Source organism: Klebsiella sp. CD33, assembly GCF_051992865.1.
GTDB classification, from domain to species: domain Bacteria; phylum Pseudomonadota; class Gammaproteobacteria; order Enterobacterales; family Enterobacteriaceae; genus Klebsiella; species Klebsiella pneumoniae.
On sequence record NZ_CP197023.1, the window covers coordinates 2996836 to 3016286 of the forward strand.

21 protein-coding genes are annotated in these 19451 nt (G+C 62.1%); 11 read left to right on the plus strand and 10 right to left on the minus strand.

Going from position 1 to position 19451, the window contains the following annotated elements:
• Positions 1-2: 2 nt before the first annotated feature.
• The 3 genes from ACR809_RS14890 to osmE all read right to left on the minus strand — a co-directional run bounded on the left by ACR809_RS14890 (position 3) and on the right by osmE (position 1076).
• Entirely contained in the window at positions 3-119 is a 117-nt protein-coding gene (locus tag ACR809_RS14890; RefSeq protein ID WP_014907779.1) for a hypothetical protein, read from the minus strand.
• A 19-nt stretch (positions 120-138) separates the two neighbouring features.
• Positions 139-459, minus strand: a complete 321-nt coding sequence (gene chbB / locus ACR809_RS14895) for a PTS N,N'-diacetylchitobiose transporter subunit IIB (protein WP_002901547.1) — start codon at positions 457-459, stop codon at positions 139-141.
• Positions 460-737: 278 nt separating this feature from the next.
• Positions 738-1076 carry an osmotically-inducible lipoprotein OsmE gene (osmE, locus tag ACR809_RS14900; protein ID WP_002901544.1) on the minus strand — a complete coding sequence of 113 codons (339 nt, stop codon included), beginning with the start codon at positions 1074-1076 and terminating at the stop codon, positions 738-740.
• Between the two features lie 282 nt (positions 1077-1358).
• Here osmE and nadE point away from each other — a divergent pair, with 282 nt between their 5' ends.
• Positions 1359-2186 (plus strand): ammonia-dependent NAD(+) synthetase, encoded by an 828-nt coding sequence (gene nadE, locus ACR809_RS14905; RefSeq protein WP_004151921.1) that lies wholly within the window; start codon positions 1359-1361, stop codon positions 2184-2186.
• A gap of 100 nt (positions 2187-2286) precedes the next feature.
• Positions 2287-3150, plus strand: a complete 864-nt coding sequence (gene cho, locus ACR809_RS14910; protein WP_122051396.1) for an excinuclease Cho — start codon at positions 2287-2289, stop codon at positions 3148-3150.
• Between the two features lie 87 nt (positions 3151-3237).
• Here cho and spy read toward each other — a convergent pair whose 3' ends face one another.
• The 6 genes from spy to astC form a co-directional block, all read right to left on the minus strand.
• The gene (gene spy / locus ACR809_RS14915; protein ID WP_004217130.1) at positions 3238-3723 is read right to left on the minus strand and encodes an ATP-independent periplasmic protein-refolding chaperone Spy; all 486 of its coding nucleotides are present in this window, start codon (positions 3721-3723) and stop codon (positions 3238-3240) included.
• Positions 3724-4066: 343 nt separating this feature from the next.
• Positions 4067-5032 carry a succinylglutamate desuccinylase gene (astE, locus tag ACR809_RS14920; protein WP_004224242.1) on the minus strand — a complete coding sequence of 322 codons (966 nt, stop codon included), beginning with the start codon at positions 5030-5032 and terminating at the stop codon, positions 4067-4069.
• Positions 5033-5041: 9 nt separating this feature from the next.
• On the minus strand, positions 5042-6367 hold the full coding sequence (astB, locus tag ACR809_RS14925; RefSeq protein WP_122051397.1) for an N-succinylarginine dihydrolase: 1326 nt from the start codon (positions 6365-6367) through the stop codon (positions 5042-5044).
• On the minus strand, positions 6364-7842 hold the full coding sequence (gene astD / locus ACR809_RS14930; RefSeq protein WP_064159128.1) for a succinylglutamate-semialdehyde dehydrogenase: 1479 nt from the start codon (positions 7840-7842) through the stop codon (positions 6364-6366). Before astD ends, astB begins: the two co-directional genes overlap by 4 nt.
• Entirely contained in the window at positions 7839-8873 is a 1035-nt protein-coding gene (gene astA, locus ACR809_RS14935) for an arginine N-succinyltransferase (RefSeq protein ID WP_002901491.1), read from the minus strand. The genes astD and astA overlap by 4 nt, the downstream gene beginning before the upstream one ends.
• Entirely contained in the window at positions 8870-10090 is a 1221-nt protein-coding gene (gene astC / locus ACR809_RS14940) for a succinylornithine/acetylornithine transaminase (protein ID WP_122051398.1), read from the minus strand. Before astC ends, astA begins: the two co-directional genes overlap by 4 nt.
• 438 nt (positions 10091-10528) lie before the next feature.
• Here astC and xthA point away from each other — a divergent pair, with 438 nt between their 5' ends.
• From xthA to ACR809_RS14980, 8 genes are all read left to right on the plus strand, one after another.
• On the plus strand, positions 10529-11335 hold the full coding sequence (gene xthA / locus ACR809_RS14945) for an exodeoxyribonuclease III (RefSeq protein WP_002901486.1): 807 nt from the start codon (positions 10529-10531) through the stop codon (positions 11333-11335).
• 213 nt (positions 11336-11548) lie between these two features.
• The gene (locus ACR809_RS14950) at positions 11549-12205 is read left to right on the plus strand and encodes a TVP38/TMEM64 family protein (RefSeq protein WP_021441584.1); all 657 of its coding nucleotides are present in this window, start codon (positions 11549-11551) and stop codon (positions 12203-12205) included.
• Positions 12192-12902: a TVP38/TMEM64 family protein gene (locus tag ACR809_RS14955; RefSeq protein WP_004151923.1), complete on the plus strand. Its 711-nt coding sequence runs from the start codon at positions 12192-12194 to the stop codon at positions 12900-12902. The genes ACR809_RS14950 and ACR809_RS14955 overlap by 14 nt, the downstream gene beginning before the upstream one ends.
• On the plus strand, positions 12899-13459 hold the full coding sequence (locus ACR809_RS14960) for a carboxymuconolactone decarboxylase family protein (RefSeq protein WP_004176519.1): 561 nt from the start codon (positions 12899-12901) through the stop codon (positions 13457-13459). Before ACR809_RS14955 ends, ACR809_RS14960 begins: the two co-directional genes overlap by 4 nt.
• 2 nt (positions 13460-13461) lie before the next feature.
• Positions 13462-14640 carry an ABC transporter substrate-binding protein gene (locus ACR809_RS14965; protein WP_032419074.1) on the plus strand — a complete coding sequence of 393 codons (1179 nt, stop codon included), beginning with the start codon at positions 13462-13464 and terminating at the stop codon, positions 14638-14640.
• Positions 14613-16148 (plus strand): ABC transporter permease subunit, encoded by a 1536-nt coding sequence (locus ACR809_RS14970; protein WP_071068002.1) that lies wholly within the window; start codon positions 14613-14615, stop codon positions 16146-16148. Before ACR809_RS14965 ends, ACR809_RS14970 begins: the two co-directional genes overlap by 28 nt.
• The gene (locus ACR809_RS14975) at positions 16148-16780 is read left to right on the plus strand and encodes an ATP-binding cassette domain-containing protein (RefSeq protein ID WP_122051399.1); all 633 of its coding nucleotides are present in this window, start codon (positions 16148-16150) and stop codon (positions 16778-16780) included. The genes ACR809_RS14970 and ACR809_RS14975 overlap by 1 nt, the downstream gene beginning before the upstream one ends.
• A 93-nt stretch (positions 16781-16873) precedes the next feature.
• A complete protein-coding gene (locus tag ACR809_RS14980; RefSeq protein WP_032439875.1) occupies positions 16874-18181 on the plus strand; it encodes a sulfurtransferase in 1308 nt (435 codons plus the stop codon).
• 51 nt (positions 18182-18232) lie between these two features.
• Here the strand turns inward: ACR809_RS14980 and ACR809_RS14985 are convergent, their stop codons facing one another.
• Entirely contained in the window at positions 18233-18856 is a 624-nt protein-coding gene (locus tag ACR809_RS14985) for a CDP-alcohol phosphatidyltransferase family protein (RefSeq protein ID WP_002901398.1), read from the minus strand.
• Between the two features lie 86 nt (positions 18857-18942).
• On the opposite strand from ACR809_RS14985, the gene ACR809_RS14990 reads away from it, so the two are divergent.
• Positions 18943-19353: a pyrimidine (deoxy)nucleoside triphosphate diphosphatase gene (locus tag ACR809_RS14990; RefSeq protein WP_004176525.1), complete on the plus strand. Its 411-nt coding sequence runs from the start codon at positions 18943-18945 to the stop codon at positions 19351-19353.
• Positions 19354-19451: the final 98 nt, after the last annotated feature.

The following is a 19451-nucleotide window of genomic DNA, read 5'->3' on the forward strand; positions in this document are numbered from 1 at the left end:
CCTTAAAAGCCGCAATAAACTATTACGGCGATGATGTATGAAATTACTCTTTGACGGGAAAATAAACTCATTATTTTTTGACGTCCGGCAACAGGCAGCCGCCAGGCGTCAAAATACATCGAGTTTTAAAAGTTAAAATTATTGTGCTGCAGCTTTCTTAATAGCCGCGACGGCGGCTTTCAATACCCCTAAACCATCAACTTTGCCATAGAGAAGGGAGTCGATAACTTCAACCGGTTTATTCGGCAGCAGGCGCTGAATTTCCGGTAACATATACGCAATTTGTGGCCCTAATAATACTACGTCGGCTTCCGGCCCTTTTTCGCCCGCGAGGGTTTCGGGATAGGCTTCAATAATGACCGGGACTTCATATTTTTCCGCCTGCGCCCGCATTTTGGAGACCAGCAGTGACGTGGACATGCCTGCCGAGCAGAAGAGATAAATGTGTTTCTTTTCCATGAACGCTTCCTCAATGTGTGAGACCAGGGCCTTCAGTAACCGCTGAGAGCCGGTAAGACTGGTAACATCCGGTTAATTCTGTTTATGAGTTGAGTATACGGCAAGCTGAGCCGCCAGGATAATTCGCTGTTGAACAGAATTGTCTCTCATTGACCTCCGGTTTTGACTACCCTCACATTTTCATCCAAATAATTCGCGCAATTAAATAAGCATCATGACTCACAAAAAAGCCCGACCAGTGGTCGGGCTTACGTAGAAGTCAGTAAACAGTAGGAAGCTTACCTGGCGTTGCGCGGGTCGGTATCATACTCGGCGCAGGTCTGGTAGCCGGAGTTCATGACGTGACCCGTTTCGTCGAGGGCCACAAAGTAGGTTTCAACTTTACCATCTCGTTGACCGAGGATATAGGTCTGGCAGGTGCCGCGGGCATGGACCATGGTGACTTCCGTTGAAGGTTTGCCGGCGATCTGCATCACCTGCTGACGCGACATCCCTTTCTTCACATCTTTCACCACCGGCTGGGTAAACTGGTCTTTGGTACGATCGTAAGCGGTACAGCCCGCCAGTAAGGTTAACGCGACGGTGACGCCCAGTATTCCTGCTAAGCTTTTGTTCATTTTGGTTCCTCTTTTCTACTGTGTAACGATAAGCCTGGAATAAATAGTGTTATTTTTCAAGCCGAACAGCGAAATCATGTCAGGTTATGTTATTGCGTAAACAGGATTGTTCTGCCGAAGTCGGACGGCGGCGCAATGCGCGGTACAGCATCTATAATGAAAACCTATGTCATTGATTGCCTTCTTTTCCGGCAGTCAAAACCCCGGTCCTTGTCGTTTCAGCGGCAAAGAGGTAGCTTTAAGCCAACAGCTTGCCAAACAGATTCACTTTCGGAGGGCGCGATGACGCTACAACAAGAGATTATTCAGGCGCTGGGCGCAAAGCCGCAGATTGATGTCGCAGGCGAGATCCGCCGCAGCGTCGATTTCCTGAAGTCATACCTGCAGACCTACCCGTTTATTAAATCGCTGGTGCTGGGTATCAGCGGCGGTCAGGACTCCACCCTGACGGGAAAACTGTGCCAGATAGCGATTAACGAACTGCGTGCCGAAACCGGCGACAGTAGCCTGCAGTTTATCGCCGTCCGTTTACCCTATGGCGTGCAGGCTGATGAGCAGGACTGCCAGGACGCCATCGCATTTATCCAGCCTGACCGGGTGTTGACAGTCAATATTAAAGCTGCGGTGCTGGCCAGCGAACAGGCGCTGCGCGAAGCAGGCATCGAACTGAGCGACTTCGTTCGCGGAAATGAAAAAGCCCGTGAGCGAATGAAGGCCCAGTACAGCATCGCCGGAATGACCAAAGGAGTTGTGGTCGGTACCGACCATGCGGCGGAAGCGATTACCGGCTTTTTCACCAAATATGGCGACGGCGGCACCGACATCAACCCAATTTTCCGCCTGAACAAACGTCAGGGCAAACAGCTGCTGGCCCATCTCGGCTGCCCGGAACATCTGTATAAGAAGCTGCCCACCGCCGACCTGGAAGACGATCGCCCCTCCCTGCCGGATGAAGTGGCCCTGGGTGTCACCTACGAGAACATCGACGATTATCTGGAAGGCAAAACGCTGGACCCGAGCATCGCCAAAACGATCGAGGGCTGGTATCTGAAAACCGAACACAAGCGCCGGCCGCCGATCACCGTCTTTGACGATTTCTGGAAAAAATAGTCTCTCCCCCCGCCCCGGCCTGCGCCGGGGTTATTTTTTGCCCTTTTCGCCGCAAAAATGGCCTGCTATACTGGATGGATAGACAGTATCAGGAGTTATTGTGGCCAGAAAGCAATCAGCCCCGCGTCTCGAGTTTGAGGCGGCGGCGATCTATGAATATCCCGAACATCTTCGCCCGTGGCTGGAGGCGCTGCCGAAGCTGCCGGGCGTCTATCAGTTTCACGGCGACAGCGACACGATGCCGCTCTATATCGGTAAGAGCGTCAACCTCCGCAGCCGGGTGTTATCCCACCTGCGCACCCCTGAAGAGGCCGCGATGCTGCGTCAGTCGCGGCGTATCACCTGGCAGCGCACCGCTGGCGAGCTGGGAGCGCTGCTGCTGGAGGCGCGGTTGATTAAAGAGCAGCAGCCGCTGTTTAACAAGCGGCTACGGCGTAACAAGCAGCTCTGCGCCTGGCTACTTGCGGACGACCGGCCGCAGATTGTCTATGCCCGTGAGGTTGATTTCTCGCACCAGCAGCATCTCTATGGCCTGTTCGCCAACCGGCGGGCGGCGCTGCAGATGCTGCAGAACCTCGCTGACGAACAGCGCCTCTGTTATGGCCTGCTTGGTCTGGAACCGCTCAGCCGCGGCCGCGCCTGCTTTCGCTCCGCGCTGGGCCGCTGCGCCGGGGCCTGCTGTGGAAAGGAGAGCGTGGAGGCGCACAGAGAGCGCCTGCTGGCGCAGATGAGCAGACTGCAGCTGGTGTGCTGGCCGTGGGCGGGGCCCGTGGCGCTGGAGGAGCGCGGCCCGGACATGACGCAGTATCACGTCATTCATAACTGGCTGTGGCTGGGCGCCGTTGAATCGCTCGACCAGGCGGCGGAGTTGACCCGTCTGCCCGCCGGATTTGACCAGGATGGTTACAAGATCCTCTGTAAGCCTTTGCTCAGCGGATACTATCCGCTGCATCCGCTTGGCTGAGAAGCCACCAATAAAAAACCGCCGGCCCTGCCCAACGCCTGATGGCATTATTGGGCAAGACCGGCGGTCTTGATTCAGTGCGCTACATTATTCAGCAGGTGCAGGCATTTTACCTGCCGGCGCGTTGCGTTCTGTCAGATGCTTCTCAAAATTAGCATTGAACTGTTTTTTCTGCTCTGGGGTCAGAATGTTGTAGATCTTGTTCTGCGTTTCCAGGCGGGACAGCGCCATCGCTTTATGCTGCGCTTCCATCTTATCGATCTGCGCTTCCGCCTTCGCCTTATCGAAGGTGTCGCTGGCGATCAGATCGTGCATCGCGCGGCGTTCTTCAAGGGACGGACGTTTCATATTTTCGCGCTGGCTCTTCATGATGTCGCGGATCTGCTGCTTCTGCGCATCGGTCAGGTTCAGGCCTTTAAACATCATGTCATGCTGACCCGGGCCGCCTTTATGATGCATCATCATCGGCTTGCTGTCGCTCGGCGCGGTGGTGGTATCGGCGGCGTGTGCCAGGTTAGCCGCGCCCAGAGCCAGAGTAGAGGCAACAAACAGTGCAGTGAGTTTCTTCATCATTCAATCCTTACTTTACGTTATTCTTACGGCGCGTTGCCGTGTTGACGAGATTAACTTTACGACGTTAATCGTCAATTAGTCAGAGCAAGAGTAAAATAATGAAAGTGTAAAAAACAGTTTCTCGCCAATTATGGAGAAAATAAGGAATTTAGCCGAAGAATTGCAATAAAAAATAAATAACTTACTGTTTTGCAGAGAAATTATGGAGAGTATAAAGTAGGGGAGATTAAAAACAAAGCATTTTACCAGGAATAATCTGCAAATTTACACTGGAGCACGAAAAAATAAGATGGCGAAAAAAGACGCGCGCAATAAAGCAGGCCGCCCGGCGGACGGCTTGCCCTCAGGATAATTTCTCCAGCATCAGGCCGGCGCGCAGTCCTTTCGCCACCGTCGGGTTAGGAAACAGAACATACTCCGTCTCAGGCCCCACCACATACCGCGTCTCGCCCTCCTCCGCCAGCAGCGTGCCGGGTTCGAAGGGGGTGAAGTTCAGCGTCTGATCCGCCATATGCAAGCGGAAATCATCGCTATGGCGGGTTAGCTGCTGTACCACCCGGTAGCGCAGCGGCGCTGGGGCGTCGGCAATGGCTAGATCCCCCACCAGCAGCCGGGAGAGCGCCCGCTGGACGGCGGCAAACTGCGTCAGATCGTTTTCCCCCAACGGCAGCGCTTTGCCCAGCTCAAGGGTGCAGGCCAGCGCCGCGAACCGTTCGCAGCTGAAGTGGGTGAAGGTCCCGCCGGGCTGGCGATGAAACACCAGCGCCTCCAGCCCGGCGCCGCCCAGCCAGTGAAGAAAATCCTCCTCCCACGGCGTATCGCGGGCCGGGAGCACGCCGAAGCGCGGATGTAGCGACCCGCGGATCGCGGTATGCAGATCGAGGTGCCAGCGCGGACCATCGTGGTCGCGATAAAAGCGGGCCACCGCCTGCTCCAGCCGCTGCGCCCGCTGCGTCTCCTCACTGAGCGGAAACTGCCGCCAGCGCTCGCCAAACATGCGGTTCATATCGCTGTGCAGATAGCGCTTATTCGCCCGCAGCGCTGGTGGATTGCCGACGATCACCAGCAGCCGCCAGCGCAGCGGGAGCGCCTCTCGGACCAGTCGCTGCACCAGCTGGTCGACTATCTCCACCGGCGCCGTTTCGTTGCCATGAATGGCGCAGGAAAGTACCAGCCCGCGCTCGCAGCGCGCATGCGGCGTCAGCTCAAGGATCCCTTCCCCGAGCCAGTGCCAGCGGAAATGGGCCGTCTCGCCGTGAAAATGGTGGGGCAATCGCCCCGCCAGGGTTAATGCCAGAAAATGTTCCACCGCGCCCCCTTATTGCTGAAATGGATAAACCGAACCGAGCTGCAGGATCTGGGTCAACCGATCCAGCGCGTCGCGCCCTTCCCGCAGCAGCTGCGGGTCGGCGAGGTCGGCCTGGGTGAGACGATCGCGATAGTAGCGATCCACCCAGTCATTGAGGGTGGCAAACAGCGTATCGTTCATCAGGACGTGCGGATTGACCGCCTGATACTCCTCGGCCGTCAACACCACCCGCAGGCGCAGGCACGCCGGACCGCCGCCGTTGGCCATGCTCTCGCGCAGATCGAACACCCGCAGGTCGGCGATAGGGTTATCCCCGGCCAGCAGCTCATTGAGGTATTCCCAGACGCCGGCATGCTCCTGCGCTTCCTGAGGCAGGATAAGCGCCATGCTGCCATCCGCCCGGCTCACCAGCTGGCTGTTGAACAGATAGGTGGCAACCGCCTCTGCCACCGAGACCCGGCTGGCGGGAACCACCAGCGGCGTAAAACCCGGCACCCGCTGCGCCAGCTGCTGGAGAAGCGCGGTCTGGTCGGCAAAGGCCTGCTCATGGCAGAACAGGACCTGACGGTTGCTCACCGCGATGACGTCGTTATGAAAAACCCCCGTGTCGATCGCCGCCGGATGCTGGCGGGCGAAGATCAGCTGGCGGGGATTGACCTGATTGAGGCGCGCTACCGCCTGGCTGGCCTCAAGGGTTTGCCGCGCCGGATAGCGACGCGGCGCCTCCTCGCTCCCCCGGCGGCGGCCATAGACAAAGAGCTGGACGCCGGGAGCGCCATACTCGCCGCCGAGACGATTATGGTTCGCCGCCCCTTCGTCGCCAAACCAGGCCGAGGCGGGCAGCGCCGGGTGGATAGCAAATCGCGTACGGTCGGGGAAAATCGCCTGCAGCAGCGCCTCTGTAGTCGGTGCTTCGCTGGCGCGGTGGAATTTATCCTGCAGATTCGCCACCGTCAGATGCACCAGGCCATCCAGCGAATCGGCGGAGGGACAGACCGTCGCCGCGTTCGCCACCCACATTGCCGAGGCCGAACTCACCGCCGACAGCAGATCCGGATCCTGCTGCGCCGCCCGGGCCACCACCTGCTCATCGCTGCCGCTAAAGCCCAGCTGCCTCAGGAGTGGCACATTGGGCCGCTCCTGAGGCGGGATCACTGCCTGCGGGTAGCCGGCGTCGGCGAGGACTTTCATTTTTTTCAGCCCCTGCTTTGCCGCCAGCTGCGGGTTCGACACCCGGTGGCGGTGCCGGGTGGAAGCCTCGTTGCCAAAGGAGAGCCCGGCGTAGTGATGGGTCAGCCCGGGCAGACCGTCAAAGTTGACTTCGCGGGCGGTCATGACGCCTCCCCGGCCAGAAAGTCGAGCCCCGGGTTCAGGCTGGCGGGCAGCGTCAGGGTCGGCGATTCAAGGCTGGCCATCGGCCAGGCGCAATAATCGGCGGCATACCAGGCCCCCGGACGATGGTTACCGGACGCCCCGGTGCCGCCGAACGGCGCGGTACTCGCCGCCCCGGTCAGCGGTTTGTTCCAGTTAACTATCCCTGCCCGCGCCTCGAGCAGCAGTCGATCAAACTTCTCCCGTTCCGGAGAGATTAACCCACAGGAGAGGCCGAAGCGGGTGGCGTTGGCTAAGGCAATCGCCTCCTCGAACGTGTCGTAGCGCCAGACGCCAAGCAGCGGGCCAAACACCTCTTCATCTTCAACATTGGCCATGTCGCTCATGTCGACAATCCCCGGCGTTAGCAGCGACGTTCCGGCCTGCAATAAACGTGGCTCCAGCAGCGTGACCGCGCCAGCGGCGACCCGCTGCAGCCAGGCCTGATGCACTTTCTGCGCGGCTTGTTCAGAGATAAGCCCGCCGAGAAACGGCTGCGGCTCGGCGTCCCACGCCGCCGGGATCAGCCGTTGGCTCACCGTCACCAGCCGGGAGAGGAAGGCATCGCCCGCCTCGCCGCGCCGGACCAGCAGACGGCGGGCGCAGGTGCAGCGCTGGCCGGCGGTAATAAAGGCGGACTGGATGGTCAGATGCACCGCGGCATCCACGTCCCGCGGATCGTCGACGATCAGCGGGTTATTGCCGCCCATCTCCAGCGCGAGGATCTTCTGCGGCTGCCCGGCCAGCTGGCGATGCAGATGAAAACCGGTGGTTGAGCTGCCGGTAAACAGCAGTCCGTCGATATCCGCCTGGCCGCTGAGCGCCTCGCCGGTTTCCCGACCGCCCTGCACCAGGTTGAGCACCCCGGCGGGCAGGCCGGCCTGCTGCCATAGTTTCACCACCGCTTCGCCGCTGCGCGGGGTGAGTTCGCTGGGTTTAAAGACCACGGTATTGCCCGCCAGCAGCGCCGGCACGATGTGCCCGTTCGGCAGATGGCCGGGAAAGTTATAGGGGCCAAACACCGCCAGTACGCCGTGCGGCCGGTGACGCAGCGTGGCGGCGCCGTCGGGCAGGTCGCTGTGCTGTTCGCCGGTGCGGACGTGGTAGGCCTTCACCGAGATCGCCACCTTGTTGATCATCGCCGTCACTTCCCCGGCCGCCTCCCAGCGCGGCTTTCCGGTCTCGGCGCCGATAACCGCCGTCAGCTCCGCCTTACTGGCTTCCAGCAGAGCGGCAAACTTTTCAACGATCGCCTGACGGGCGGCAAACGGCAGCCGCGCCCAGGACGGGAACGCCTGGCGGGCAGCCGCCACCGCCTCGGCAACCTGCCCGGCATCCGCCGCCTCGCCCTGCCAGACAACCTTCAGGTTAACCGGATCCTGTTTACTGAAACCTGGCCCACGGCCGGGCCGCCACTCGCCGTTAATCCACAGACTCATGCAGTTTTCTCCTCAGGGATCAGGCGCACCATGCGCACCTGGTCGCCGGCATGACACTTCAGCATATCCAGTTCGCGGGCGCTGAGGGTCAGGGTGTCGCCATCCGGATCGGCATGCACCAGCAGAGCGCGGAACTGGTGATACTGTTCATTCGCCACCAGGCACAGCGGCCAGTCACCGGGCGGGGTTTCGCCGGCCTCGGTGGTCACCAGACGGCTTTTGCGGATCGCCCGCACCCGGTCGATGTCGCACTCCAGAGTCGGGCCGCCGTCGAAAATATCGATGTAGTTCAGGTAGCGGAACCCCTCTTTCTCCAGCACCGTCCGGGCCGGGGCGGTCTGCGGATGAACCTTGCCGATCACCGCCTGTGCCTCAGGGGAAAGGAAATCGATATACAGCGGATGCTTGGGCATCAGGGCGGCAATGAAAGCCTTCTGTCCGGTGCCGCACAGGTAGTCGGCACGGGAAAACTCCATGGCGAAAAAGCGTTTGCCCAGGCTCTCCCAGAACGGCGAGTAGCCCTGCTCGTCAATCACCCCGCGCATCTCGGCGACCACCTTCTCATTGAAGCGCTCGCGAAAGGCGGCCATAAATAAGAAGCGTGATTTCGACAGCAGATAGCCATTGCCCTCTTTGCGCCACTGCGGGTCGAGGAACAGGGTACACAGCTCGCTGCTGCCGGTATGATCGTTGCTGAGAAACAGCGTCGGCAGCGCCTGATAGACGTTGAGCTCCTTCGAGGCATGGACCTGGGTGCCGACCCGGTAGTTATACCAGGGATCGTTGAGCCCCACCGCCACCTCGATCGCGCAGATGCCCACCACCGCGCCGCTTTCGCTCTCCTCCAGCACAAAGACATAGCCCTGCTCGCTTTTCGGTAGCTCGCCGCGCCAGGTCTGCTGCGAGCGGGCGATCCGCGCCGCGAGGGTCGCTTCATCCACCGGCAGCGAGGTCAGCCCGCCGCCGGTCTCCGCTGCCAGCTTCAGCAGCCCGGGCAAATCGCCCGGCTCCACCGGTCGAATAACCATCATGATGAGACTCCTGCCACGAAACGCGCGCAGGCCCGCTCGACGCGATCCAGCCCGCTGTTCACCTCTTCTTCACTGACGTTCAGCGCCGGCGCGAAACGCACCACGTTGGCGCCGGCGATCAGAATCATCACCCCCTCTTCCGCCGCCAGGTTACTGAGGGTTTTCGCCTTCCCGGCCCAGGCGTCGTTTAGCACGCAGCCGAGCAGCAGTCCCAGGCCGCGGATCTCCTTGAACAGGCCATAGCGGGCGTTAATTGCCTGCAGGCGTTCACAAAACCACTGATGGCGCTGTCTGACGCCGGAGAGCACTTCCGGGGTGTTGACGATCGACAGCAGTTCGCCGGCCACCGCCCCGGCCAGCGGGTTACCGCCGTAGGTGGTGCCGTGGGTGCCGACGGTCATCACGCTGGCGCAGGCCTCTGTCGCCAGCAGCGCGCCAATAGGGAAACCACCGCCCAGCGCTTTGGCGGTGGTCAGCACATCGGGCGTCACGCCGTAGTGCATATAGGCATACAGCTCGCCGGTGCGCCCGACCCCGGTCTGCACTTCATCGAAAATCAGCAGGGCGTTGTGCTGGTCGCAAAGCTGATGCAGGCCGCGTAAAAACTCGACGCTGGCCGGCACCACGCCCCCTTCGCCCTGCACCGGCTCGACGATCACCGCGCAGGTCTGGTCATTGATTAAGGCCTTTGCCGACTCGAGATCGTTAAATACGGCATGCTGGATCTGCGGCGGCAGCGGGGCGAAATCCCGGGAATAGGCCGGCTGACCGCCCGCCGAGACGGTGAACAGCGTCCGCCCGTGGAAAGCGTTCTGAAAGGCGACGATGCCACTTTTCTCGCTGCCAAAGCGATCGTGGGCATATTTACGCGCCAGCTTGAGCGCTGCCTCATTGGCCTCGGCGCCGGAATTACAGAAGAAGACCCGGTCGGCGAAGGTAGCATCGATAAGCATTTTGGCCAGACGCAGGATCGGCTCATTGGTGTAGCCGTTGCCGGTATGCCAGAACTTGCCGGCCTGGTCGGTCAGGGCTTGCACCAGACGCGGATGGGCATGCCCCAGCGCGTTCACGGCGATGCCGCCGGCAAAATCGATATACTCTTTGCCCTGCTGATCCCACAGCCGTGACCCGGCGCCCCGCACCGGAATAAACGCCGCTGGCGCGTAGACCGGCATCATCCATTCATCAAAGTGGTTACGCGTAATTGACTGAGACATATCGACCTCTTCCGGTAAATTAAAAGTAGCAACAATGTTAATAAATATGAGTTATTACGCTGTAAATGTAGATTGCACGGTTCGTGCCAGCCAGCGATAAAAATGCATAAATCGGATGAGATAACGCAGAATCAATGAGTTACAGCCGAACGCTATTCACATAAAATGCATATTTAGTGAATAAGCATCCGACAAAGGGGGATAAACAGTGATTAAAGAAGATAAATTATGCAATGGTAAGATATAATTCTGTAATTGTGATCCTCTGCGAAATTTATCGTAGCTATTTGCCCTTTTTTGGCGCGGCATGCCCGCAAAAGGGGCACCCACGGCACGCTCATGCGCAGCGATTGGCAGAATGACGCATCCGGTGGCAGCCAGCCTGGCGAATTTCTGCTACCATCCCTGCACTATTCACCTTGCACAGTGGCAGCGACTATGAAATTCGTCTCTTTTAATATCAACGGCCTGCGTGCCCGCCCACACCAACTGGCCGCCATCGTCGAAAAACACCAGCCGGACGTGATTGGCCTGCAGGAAACCAAAGTTCACGACGACATGTTCCCTCTCGAAGAGGTCGCCAGGCTCGGCTATAACGTCTTTTATCACGGGCAGAAAGGCCATTATGGCGTCGCGCTGCTGACCAAAGAGACGCCGATTGCCGTCCGCCGCGGTTTCCCGGACGATGGCGAAGAGGCTCAGCGCCGCATCATCATGGCGGAGATCCCGTCGCCCTTCGGCAACGTCACAGTGATTAACGGCTATTTCCCGCAGGGTGAAAGCCGCGATCATGAAACCAAATTCCCGGCCAAAGCGGCGTTCTATCAGAATCTGCAGAACTATCTGGAGACCGAGCTCAACAAAGAGAATCCGGTGCTGATCATGGGCGATATGAACATCAGTCCTACCGATCTGGACATCGGTATCGGTGAAGAGAACCGCAAACGCTGGCTGCGCACCGGCAAATGTTCCTTCCTGCCGGAAGAACGGGAATGGATGGACCGCCTGCTGGGCTGGGGCCTGGTGGATACCTGGCGTCAGGCTAACCCCGACAATCATGAGCATTTCTCGTGGTTTGATTACCGCTCCAAAGGCTTCGACGATAACCGTGGGCTGCGCATCGATCTGCTGCTGGCCAGCCAGCCTCTGGCGCAGCGCTGCGTGGAAACCGGGATCGATTACGAGATCCGCGGGATGGAAAAACCGTCCGACCACGCGCCGGTGTGGGCCACCTTCCGGCCATAATTCACGCCCTTCTCTCGCCTCCCGCTGTGCGGGGGGCAGAATTTCCTGAGCAAAATCAACAAAGCGACGGTAAAGGATTGTGACCGTTGTCGGAACAGGATACTGTCGCGCGCACTTTTTGATGTCCACCGCGTCCAGACTGTACAGGAGCACCTCTCATGCAAAAGAAGCCGTCATCCGGCCATTGGTAAAGGGCTGGGACTTCTCGCGCTGGTGGCCACGCTGGCCGTTATCAGCCACCGCGTCGGTCTCCACGATCTGCTGACTCACCTGCATCTGCTTCAGGACACCCTCCGCCATCAGGGCGCCTGGGGATATCTGGTCTATGCTGCGCTGTTTATCATTGCCACCCTGTGTCTGATCCCCGGCAGCCTGCTGGTGATCGCCGGCGGGATGCTCTTCGGCCCGCTAACAGGCTCCTTGCTCTCGTTTACCGCCGCCACCCTCGCCTCTTCGCTGTCGTTTTTAATCGCCCGCTGGCTTGGACGCGATCTGCTGCAGCGCTATGTGGGCCATACCACCGTCTTTCAGGCGATTGAGCGCGGTATCGCCCACAGCGGCTGCGATTTCCTGATCCTCACCCGCCTGGTGCCGCTCTTTCCCTACAATATTCAGAATTACGCCTACGGCCTGACGGCGATCCGCTTCTGGCCCTTTACCCTGATCTCGGCCGTGACCACCCTGCCGGGTCTGGTCATCTATTCGGTAATGGCCAGCGAACTGGCCCGCGAGGGGGTAACCCTCGCCTTCGCGCTCAAACTGAGTCTCGCCGGCGGGCTGCTGTTTGCCCTGGTGCAGATAGGTAAACGGTTTGCCCGCGCCCGTCGCGTGGCGGCGTGCAGTGAGGAGGTGCGCCATGACCCAACCTGATCGCCGTCACCTGCGCCGCGCCCGGCTGGCCCTTGCCGTCGTGGTCGCCGCCGCTCTGGCCGCCTGGCTGTGGTTCCCTGGCGGGCGTACCTTTCTGCAGCAGAGTCTGACGGCGTTAGCCTCCCTGGATCCGCAGCAGGTCAGAGGGTTTATCGCCGCCTGGGGGCCGCAGGCCGCGCTGGTCTCATTTGCGCTGATGATCCTCCAGGCGATCGTCGCTCCGCTGCCGGCTTTCCTGATTACCCTGGCGAACGCCGCCCTGTTCGGCGCCTTCTGGGGCGGGGCGCTGTCGTGGTTCAGCGCCATGGTCGGGGCCGGGCTCTGCTTCTGCATCGCCAGAGCGCTGGGGCGCGAAGTGGTGGAGAAACTCACCGGCCGCGCGGTGCTGCGCAGTGCCGACGGCTATTTCACCCGCTTTGGGCCGCAGACGATCCTGGTCTGCCGCCTGCTGCCGTTTGTCCCGTTTGACCCGGTCAGCTATGCCGCCGGACTAACCTCGCTGCGCTTCTGGCCCTTTATGCTGGCCACCGGCGTGGGCCAGCTCCCGGCGACTATCGTTTATTCCTGGGCCGGGAGTCTGCTCACCGGGGGCACCTTCTGGCTGGCCACCGGGCTTTCGCTGCTTTTTGCCCTGGCGGTGGTCATCTCTATCGCCAAAAATATTTACCGTGAACGTCATAAGAGATCGTCGCCATGAGCTTACCCCCGCTGGATTCTGTCCCCCTGATCCTTCGTCCGCAGGCCTGGCTGCACCGCCGGCATTACGGCCAGGTGCTGAGCCCCATTCGCTGGTGGGGTCGGATCCCGTGGCTGTTTTACCTGGTTTCGCTGTTCGTGGGCTATATTGAACGCCGCCGCTCGCCGCTGGATCCGGTGCTGCGCTCGCTGGTCAGCGCCCGCATCGCCCAGCTGTGCCACTGCGAATTCTGTATCGATATCACCAGCATGACCCTCGCGGCGCGGAGCGGGAGCCAGGACAAGCTGCTGGCGGTCGCCGACTGGCGCAGCAGTACGCTGTTCAGCGAAAAAGAGCGCCTGGCGCTGGCCTATGCCGAAGCCGCCACCCAGACGCCGCCGGCGGTGGATGATGCCCTGCGTAGCGCGATGGCCGCGCATTTTGACGCCCGGGCGCTCACCGAGCTGACCGCCCTGATCGGCCTGCAAAATTTATCAGCGCGGTTCAATGCCGCGATGGCGATCCCGGCTCAGGGGTTGTGCCAGATACCCACCTCTTCCTCGCAGAATAAGGAGTAACGATGCGCCGTTTGCGTGATTACAGCCTCTGTCTGTGCCTGCTGCTGCTCTGGCCGCTGGCGGTTAATGCCGACGACAGCTGGCGGCAGATTCAGACGGAAGCTCGCGGACAGACCGTCTGGTTTAACGCCTGGGGCGGCGATCCGGCCGTCAATCGCTATCTGGCGTGGGTCAGCGAAGAGGTCAAACGCTATTACGCAATCGACCTGCGTATTGTGCCTGTCGCCGACGCCGCCGACGCAGTGAAACGCATCCAGACCGAGGCGCAGGCCGGTCGTCGCCAGGGCGGGTCAGTGGATCTGCTGTGGATCAACGGCGAAAACTTTCGCACGCTTAAACAGGCCAACCTGCTGCTCACCGGCTGGGCCGAATCGCTGCCCAACTGGCGCTATGTCGATCTGCAAAAGCCGGTACGGGAAGATTTTTCAGTCGCCACCGAGGGCGCGGAGTCGCCGTGGGGCAGCGCCCAGCTGACGTTTATCGCCCGCCGCGGACAAACGCCGCAGCCGCCCACCAGCCCGCAGGCGCTGCTGGCCTTCGCCAGAGCCCATCCGGGCAGCGTAACCTACCCGCGGCCGCCGGACTTCACCGGTACCGCCCTGCTGGAGCAACTGCTGATCGCGCTCACCGACCAGCCAGCCGCCCTGCGCCAGCCGCCGCAGCCGGCGACCTTCGCGGCGGTCACCGCCCCGCTGTGGCGCTATCTCGATGCGCTGCACCCGGCCCTGTGGCGGGCGGGCAAGGATTTCCCGGCGTCGCCGGCGCGGATGGACGCCATGCTCAACCAGGGCACCCTCCGCCTGTCGCTGACGTTTAACCCGCTGCACGCCCGGCAGAAAGCCGCCAGCGGCGAATTACCGACGGACAGCTACAGCTTCGGCTTTACCGTGGGGACCCTCGGCAACGTCCATTTCGTTACCATCCCGGCTAACGCCCGCGCTATCGCTGGCGCCAAAGTAGTGGCCAATTTCCTGCTCTCCCCTGAGGCGCAATTGCGCAAGGCCGATGCCGCCGTCTGGGGCGATCCGAGCGTACTGGATCCGCAGCGTCTGCCTGACGGCCAGCGCCAGGCGCTGGCGGCAGCCCTGCCGCAGGATCTGCCGCCGGTGCTTGCCGAGCCTCACGCGGCATGGGTTGACGCGCTGGAGCAGGAATGGCTGCGCCGCTACGGTACCCACTGATCCTGCTGGCCTGGGGGGCGATGGCGGCGATCTATCTGCCGCTGCTCCCCGCCGCCGGAGAACTGGTGGGCGCTGCGCGCTTCCCGGCCCACTGGCGGGCACTGTTCGCCGACCCGCAGCTGGGCCAGGCGCTGGCCGCCACGCTCGTCTCCACGCTGTTATCCGTCGGCGGCGCGCTGCTGATCGCCCTGACCATCGTCGCCGCCCTCTGGCCTTCGGCCCGCTGGCGGCGGCTGGCTTCCCGTCTGCCGCTGCTGCTGGCGGTGCCCCATCTCGCCCTGGCGACGGCGGCGCTGCTGCTGTTCGCCGAAGGGGGCTGGCTCTGGCAGCAGTTGCCGTTTCTGACGCCGCCGGTTGACCGGTACGGCATCGGGCTTGGCCTGACGATGGCCCTGAAAGAGAGCGCCTTTGTGCTGTGGGTGATCTATGGCCTGCTGGGAGAGAAACGCCTCGCCGACCAGGCGACCGCCCTGAAGAGCCTCGGCTACGGCCGCTGGCAGTGCCTGCGCTGGCTGGTGCTGCCCGCCCTGCTGCCCGCCCTCGGCATGGTGCTGCTGGCCACCACCGCCTGGAGCCTGTCGGCGGTAGACGTCGCCCTGGTGCTGGGGCCCGGCAATCCGCCCACCCTCGCCGTGCTGGCGTGGCAATGGTTAAGCCAGGGCGATGAGCTGCAGCAGGCCAAAGGGGCGCTGGCCAGCCTGCTGCTGATGGCGATCCTCGGCGGGCTGGCGCTGGTCGCCTGGGGCGGATGGCGGCTACAGCGCCAGTACCAGCCCGATCTGCGCGGTGTTCGTCACCCGCATCCTCATGCCCTGCCCGGCCGCCTGCTGGCGGCGCTGCTGCCGCTGAGCGGTCTGCTGGGCGCGCTATTGCTGGCGGGGCTGGCGCGCTCGGCGCCGCCGCAGATGGATGCCCTCGGCAACAGCCTTGGGCTGGCGCTGGCGGCCTGCGCCCTCGGCGCGGCTGTCTGCCTGCTGTGGCTGGCCTGCGGCCCGGCGCGAGGCGATGGCTGGGTCTGGCTACCGCTGGTCCTGCCTGCCCTGCCGCTGGCCGACGGCCAGTACCGGTTGGTGCTGTACGCCTGGCTTGACGGCGAATGGTGGACCGTCCTGTGGGGCCATCTGCTGTGGGTGGTGCCATGGATGCTGTTTATTTTGCGCCCGGCCTGGCGCCAGCGCGATCCGCGGCTGACGGTTGTCGCCCGCACGCTCGGCTGGGGATCCACGCGTATTTTCTGGTTGCTGACCCTGCCCTCGCTGACCCGCCCGCTGCTGACCGCCCTGGCGGTGGGCTTCTCAGTGAGCATCGCGCAGTATCTGCCAACGCTATGGCTGGGGGCTGGCCGAATTCCGACGCTCACCAGCCAGGCGGTGGCGCTCAGCAGCGGCGGCGAGGCGCAGACGCTCGCCGCTCAGGCGCTGTGGCAATTACTGCTGCCGGCGGTATGCTTTACCCTGACGGCTCTGCTGGCCTGGCTGGCAGGCCGCTATCGACGAGGACTTCGCTAGTGCTAACCGTAAACCATCTGACCCTGAGCGTGAGACGCCAGCCGCTGCTGCGGGAGGTCGCCTTTTCGGTAGCCCCGGGGGAGGTGCTGACGCTGATGGGCCCCTCCGGTAGCGGAAAATCGACGCTGTTTGCCTGGATGATTGGCGCCCTGGCCGGCGATTTTCGCGCCCGAGGCGAGCTGTGGCTCAACGAACGGCGTTGCGATACGCTGCCGACAGAGCATCGGCGCATCGGCATTCTGTTTCAGGACCCGTTACTGTTCGACCATTTCAGCGTCGGGCAAAATTTACAGCTGGCGCTGCCGGAGAACGTGCGCGGCGAGGCGCGAAAAGCCGCGGTGGAGGAAGCGCTTAGCCGCGCCGGGCTGGCGGGCTTCGCCCCGCGCGATCCGGCCACGCTCTCCGGCGGGCAGCGGGCGCGGGTGAGCCTGCTGCGCGCCCTGCTGGCGCGCCCCGAGGCGCTGCTGCTCGATGAACCCTTCAGCCGCCTGGATGCCAGCCTGCGCGCCGGGTTCCGCCGCTGGGTCTTTGAAGAACTGGCCCGCCAGGCCATTCCGGCGATCCTGGTGACCCACGATCGCGAGGACTGCCCGCCGACGGGGCGCTGCCTGGCGATGGAGCGCTGGCAATGAAGGACAATAGCGTGCAAACCTGCGTTACCGCAAAGAAATCGGCGCCTGGCGAGCGGAGAATACGCCCTCCACTTTTTACCGTCGGGCATTTCGATGAAACGTGTTTCTCAATTGACCGCACTCGCCCTGCTCATGGGGCTTGCTGCTTCCACTACCTGCGCCGCTGAAACCATGCCAGCGCTCACTCTCTCCCACCTGCAACAGCAGCACGGCGTGGCCATCGACACCCGGCTGAGCGCTTATTACAACGGCTGGCCGCAGCGCGCCAACGGCCCGGAAGGCCATGAGCCGCAGGCCCTCAATCTTTCCGCCCGCTGGCTCGGCGCCATGAGCGACGATCAGCTGCGCGCCTGGGCTAAGCAGCACCAGCTCCAGTCCGATACCCCCATCGCGCTGTACGGCAGCCCGGAGGATAACGTCCGCGTCGCGGCGCGGCTGAAACAAACGGGTTTCACCCGGCTCAGCACCCTGAGCGATGCGCTGAGCCAGACCGACCGTCTGCAAAAGCTGCCGCACTTTGAACAGTTGGTCTACCCCCAGTGGCTGCACGACCTACAGCAAGGGAAAGCGGTCGCCGCCGCCCCGGCAGGCGACTGGAAAGTGTTTGAAGCCGCCTGGGGAGCGCCGAAGCTCTATCTGCTGAGCCATATCCCTGGCGCGGGCTATATCGATACCAATGAGGTGGAGAGCGAACCGCTGTGGAATAAAGTGTCCGACGCGCAGCTGAAGGCGATGCTGGCGAAGCACGGCATCCGGCATGACACCACGGTGATCCTCTATGGTCGCGACGTCTACGCCGCAGCGCGGGTGGCGCAGATCATGCTGTACGCCGGGGTCAAAGACGTGCGCCTGCTTGACGGCGGCTGGCAGACCTGGTCCGACGCCGGGCTGCCGGTAGAGCGCGGCATGCCGCCGGCGCAGCAGCCGGCGCCTGATTTCGGCGCGCCGATCCCCGGCCAGCCGCAGCTGATGCTGGATACCGAACAAGCCCGCGGGCTGCTGCATCGTCAGGACGCCTCGCTGGTCAGCGTCCGCTCATGGCCGGAGTTTATCGGCACCACCAGCGGCTACAGCTATATCAAGCCGAAGGGCGACATCGCTGGCGCCCGCTGGGGCCACGCCGGGAGCGACTCCACGCACATGGAGGATTTCCATAACCCGGATGGCACCATGCGCAGCGCCGACGATATCGCTGCCCTGTGGCGCCAGTGGAACATTCTGCCGAGCCAGCAAGTGGCGTTCTATTGCGGGACCGGCTGGCGGGCCTCGGAAACCTTTATGTATGCCCGCGCCATGGGCTGGCCGCACGTCGCGGTGTACGACGGCGGCTGGTACGAATGGAGCAGCAACCCGCACAATCCGGTGGCCCGCGGAGAGCGCGGCCCGGAAAGCAGTCAGTAACTCGCCCCGCCTCAGCGCGTCGCCCTTTGTCGGCGACGCGCGATACCCCGTTTACGCTGTGGTCGTTACCCGCTTTAAGGTCTGGTAGCCACTGCAGATGCGCGTCGCCGTCGTCAGCCAGCACAGCGCGCCAAACAGCCACGCCAGCCAGGCGAAATGCGCCGGAAACAGGCAGCCGAGGACAAACAACAGGATGGTCTCCGTCCCCTCCGTCAGTCCCCCGAGATAGTACAGCGATTTATGGGCGTAGCCGGGATTAGCGATCTGGTGCCTGGCCGCCAGGGCGGCAAAAGCGAGAAAGCTGCTGCCGGTGCCGATAAAGGCAAACAGCAGCCAGCCGCCCGCCAGGGCATTGTTCAGCGGATCCGCCAGAATAAAGCCGAACGGCACCAGGGCGTAAAAGAGAAAATCCAGCGCAATATCGAGAAAGCCGCCCGCGTCCGTGAGCCCGCGCCGCCGCGCCAGAGCGCCGTCCAGGCCATCCAGCAGGCGGTTAAGGAGAATGGCCGCCAGCGCCGCGCCATACCACCCCAGAGCCAGAAAGGGCAGAGCCAGCACGCCGATGGCAAAACCGACCAGCGTCAGCCCGTCCGGTGAGATGCCGGGGCGGTCAAGGGCGCCGGCGACAGCGTTTAGCAGGGGTTTAAGGCGCGGATGCAGGTGGCTATCAAGCACGAAGGTCTCCAGCAGGGTTGGCGGTTGTCAGTTACGGTCTATGGCGGTGATAATAGGCCATATTCGTCTTATTAACCTTGATGCTTATGCTAAAAATGATTGATGTTGTCGCCGCCATTATTGAACAGGATGGCCAGATTCTGCTGGCGCAGCGTCCGCCCCACGCCGACCAGCCGGGGATGTGGGAGTTCGCCGGCGGCAAAGTGGAGCCGGGTGAAAGCCAGCCGCAGGCGCTGGCCCGCGAACTGCAGGAGGAGATGGGCATCATCGCCCGCCCGGCTTGCTATATCGCCAGTCATCAGCGGGAGGTCTCCGGCCGCCGGATCCATCTGCACGCCTGGTGGGTGCCGCACTTTCAGGGCACGCCGCTGGCCCACTATCACACTCAGCTGCGCTGGTGCCTTCCCACAGAAGCGCTGGCCCTCGATCTCGCCCCGGCCGATATTCCTCTGCTGCACGCCTTTATCGCCCAGCGCCCTACCCTTTCCGTCCGCTGATCCGCCCGCCGCCTCGTCATCGCTTTTAGTTATGACGAGCGGGCAATTATAAATTTTGTTGTCGGCTCAATTTTTCCTTGCTTGCCTAAGGATTAGCG

Bases quoted from the DNA above. Each gene is read 5' to 3' on its own strand.
- ACR809_RS14890 (WP_014907779.1), bottom strand. From the start codon at position 119: ATGTATTTTGACGCCTGGCGGCTGCCTGTTGCCGGACGTCAAAAAATA.
- chbB (WP_002901547.1), bottom strand. From the start codon at position 459: ATGGAAAAGAAACACATTTATCTCTTCTGCTCGGCAGGCATGTCCACG.
- osmE (WP_002901544.1), bottom strand. From the start codon at position 1,076: ATGAACAAAAGCTTAGCAGGAATACTGGGCGTCACCGTCGCGTTAACC.
- nadE (WP_004151921.1), top strand. From the start codon at position 1,359: ATGACGCTACAACAAGAGATTATTCAGGCGCTGGGCGCAAAGCCGCAG.
- spy (WP_004217130.1), bottom strand. From the start codon at position 3,723: ATGATGAAGAAACTCACTGCACTGTTTGTTGCCTCTACTCTGGCTCTG.
- astB (WP_122051397.1), bottom strand. From the start codon at position 6,367: ATGACCGCCCGCGAAGTCAACTTTGACGGTCTGCCCGGGCTGACCCAT.
- astD (WP_064159128.1), bottom strand. From the start codon at position 7,842: ATGAGTCTGTGGATTAACGGCGAGTGGCGGCCCGGCCGTGGGCCAGGT.
- astA (WP_002901491.1), bottom strand. From the start codon at position 8,873: ATGATGGTTATTCGACCGGTGGAGCCGGGCGATTTGCCCGGGCTGCTG.
- astC (WP_122051398.1), bottom strand. From the start codon at position 10,090: ATGTCTCAGTCAATTACGCGTAACCACTTTGATGAATGGATGATGCCG.
- xthA (WP_002901486.1), top strand. From the start codon at position 10,529: ATGAAATTCGTCTCTTTTAATATCAACGGCCTGCGTGCCCGCCCACAC.
- ACR809_RS14955 (WP_004151923.1), top strand. From the start codon at position 12,192: ATGACCCAACCTGATCGCCGTCACCTGCGCCGCGCCCGGCTGGCCCTT.
- ACR809_RS14960 (WP_004176519.1), top strand. From the start codon at position 12,899: ATGAGCTTACCCCCGCTGGATTCTGTCCCCCTGATCCTTCGTCCGCAG.
- ACR809_RS14965 (WP_032419074.1), top strand. From the start codon at position 13,462: ATGCGCCGTTTGCGTGATTACAGCCTCTGTCTGTGCCTGCTGCTGCTC.
- ACR809_RS14970 (WP_071068002.1), top strand. From the start codon at position 14,613: ATGGCTGCGCCGCTACGGTACCCACTGATCCTGCTGGCCTGGGGGGCG.
- ACR809_RS14980 (WP_032439875.1), top strand. From the start codon at position 16,874: ATGAAACGTGTTTCTCAATTGACCGCACTCGCCCTGCTCATGGGGCTT.
- ACR809_RS14990 (WP_004176525.1), top strand. From the start codon at position 18,943: ATGCTAAAAATGATTGATGTTGTCGCCGCCATTATTGAACAGGATGGC.